The organism is Undibacterium sp. Ji50W (assembly GCF_049340445.1).
Lineage (GTDB): Bacteria > Pseudomonadota > Gammaproteobacteria > Burkholderiales > Burkholderiaceae_D > Undibacterium.
Window position 1 is genome coordinate 1 of sequence record NZ_JBMPOX010000050.1, and the last position, 2,274, is coordinate 2,274.

The following is a 2,274-nucleotide window of genomic DNA, read 5'->3' on the forward strand; positions in this document are numbered from 1 at the left end:
AAGAAAACCCGACAGAAGTCGAAGCCACCCTGCGCAAAATCATCAATGACACTGCCGCCAGCCTGCCCGGCATCAGCGTCGATATCAAACGCCTGCTGCTGGCCAATTCCATGCGCCCCCTGCCTGGTAATACACCGCTGGTGGAAGCTATACAAAAGCATGGTGAAACCGTATTTGGGGAAGCGATACCGGCATTGGGCACACCTTTGTATACCGATGTACGGCTGTTTTCAGAAGTGGGTATTCCCGGTGTGATCTATGGCGCGGGGCCACGCACGGTGCTGGAATCCCATGCCAAGCGGGCTGATGAAAGATTGAACCTGGAGGATTTGAGGAAGGCGACCAAGGTGGTGGCGCGCAGTTTGCAAGATTTGCTGCAAGACCGGCTGCAATAAAAATAGCAAAATCAAACATGGAATTTTTCTGTTTCATCCTCTAACATGAAGACGCATTCAAAGCTGTTTTTATCGTGAGTATTTTTTGAAAGATCGCTATGAATAAGAAAACTCTTTTACAGTTCTGCACAATGGCCATGCTGGCCGCCACTGCCAGTAGCCAGGCTCAGGCTCAGGCTGACAACAAGATTGTCCTCAACTACAATGTGCGCCCACCGTATATCGTCGAAGAGCCTGACGGTTCTGCATCTGGCTTAACAGCAAGCCCGGCAGCCAGTGCCTTCAAAAGCGCAGGAGTTGCCTTCACCTGGGCCAAGGCTGCCCCCAACCGCCAACTGGCCATGGTGCAGGAAAACACGCAAAAAACCTGTGCCATAGGCTGGTATAAAACCGAAGAACGCGAAGGCTTTGCCAAGTTCAGCAAGGCCCTGTACCGCGACAAACCCACTGTTATGATCGTCAGCAGCGGCTCCAAGATCAAGGACAATGCCAAGCTGGAAGAAATATTGACCACGCCCGGCATCAAGGTGCTGGTCAAGGAAAAATTTTCATATGGCCATCACATCGATGCCGCACTGGCCAAGCTGAAACCCCAGACCGTGGTCTCCAACGGCACCAACACCCAAATGCTGCAACTGATCGCCGCCAAATCCGCCGACCTGATGTTCGCCGCACCTGAAGAAGCCAATTACCTGATTGAGCAATCCAATATGGCCAAGGACAAGTTCAGCCTGTTCAAGGCGAGTGACATGCCGGATGGAGGGGAAAGGTATCTTATTTGCAGCAAGAATGTGCCGGATGATGTGATGGCGAAATTGAATAAGGGGATCAGTTTTAAATAAGCGTCTCTTGAACATTCATGGCGCACATTGCGTGCCATGAATGTTTGATGCGAGAGTATCCTCTTCAATCGGCAAACTACCTTGACGTCGCTCCAGCACAAGCTGGGGGCTACCGGGTTGACTCCACATCGAGCTGGAGCCACACCGGGCTGGAGCCACACCGGGCTGGAGCCACACCGGGCTGGAGCCACACCGGGCTGGCGCTCCAGAGGTGTTGTTGCATATCGTCCCAATTGAAATCCCCTCCCCTTCAAGGGGATGATGTCGGGGTTTCGCAAAGCCTGCTTTGCGCCGACAGAATCTAAGCAGCTTGCAAGCTGCGCAGTGGAGCGGTTAGGGTGGGGATGGGTTTCGGTCGATGTGCGGCAATCATGTTTACGTCGCTGCAGCGGCGTTCGTTGCATGCCGTACTTTGATTTAAACGAATGCCCTTCGTGGACACAAGCCGGGTCTCGGCCCGGCGGCCGAATTCCTTTCTTTGCTTCGCCAAAGAACGGAATCAAAGAAAGGCGACCGCAGACTCGCCCTTCGGGTGCTTACGCTGCGCTTCAGCATAATTTGTGCGTCACAAAAATGGGAATATCCGCAACTCGCTTCGCTCAGACATCGGCTCTTCTCTTTCCATTTTCTGTGACGCACAAATTACATCGTCCCAAGCGGATTAGAGTCAAAGTCCACGTCAAAAACAACTGCAACAGCAAAGTCAAAACCAACGTCAACACAACCACCAGTCATATTTATTTGAGTGCCATCGATCAATAATGGTGTAGGGGCTGCAGTTGTTTTTGACTTTGCTGTTGGGGTTGTTGATGTTGCTGTTGACTCTAATCCGCTTGGGACGAAGCCATTTGTGTAGTGCAGAAAATGGATCAGAAATGACCGATGTTTGAGCGCAGCGAGTTGCGGGCATTTCCCATTTTTTGCACTACATAAATGGGCACTCCCGCAGGGAGCGAGTCTGCGGTCGCCTTTCTTTGAATACGTTCTTTGGCGAAGCGGTGTGTGTCAAGGTAGTTGTCGCCTCAATTTAAATTAAG

General features: G+C 51.8%; 2 protein-coding genes. Both read left to right on the plus strand.

Annotation, left to right across the window (positions count from 1 at the left end; all coding sequences use genetic code 11):
- The coding region (locus tag ACO0K9_RS27905) for a M20/M25/M40 family metallo-hydrolase (protein WP_422990651.1) at nucleotides 1-395 on the plus strand (395 nt) is incomplete at its 5' end.
- Between the two features lie 98 nt (nucleotides 396-493).
- On the plus strand, nucleotides 494-1,237 hold the full coding sequence (locus ACO0K9_RS27910; protein WP_422990653.1) for a substrate-binding periplasmic protein: 744 nt from the start codon (nucleotides 494-496) through the stop codon (nucleotides 1,235-1,237).
- The last annotated feature ends 1,037 nt before the right edge of the window (nucleotides 1,238-2,274 follow it).

Bases quoted from the DNA above. Each gene is read 5' to 3' on its own strand.
- ACO0K9_RS27910 (WP_422990653.1), top strand. From the start codon at position 494: ATGAATAAGAAAACTCTTTTACAGTTCTGCACAATGGCCATGCTGGCC.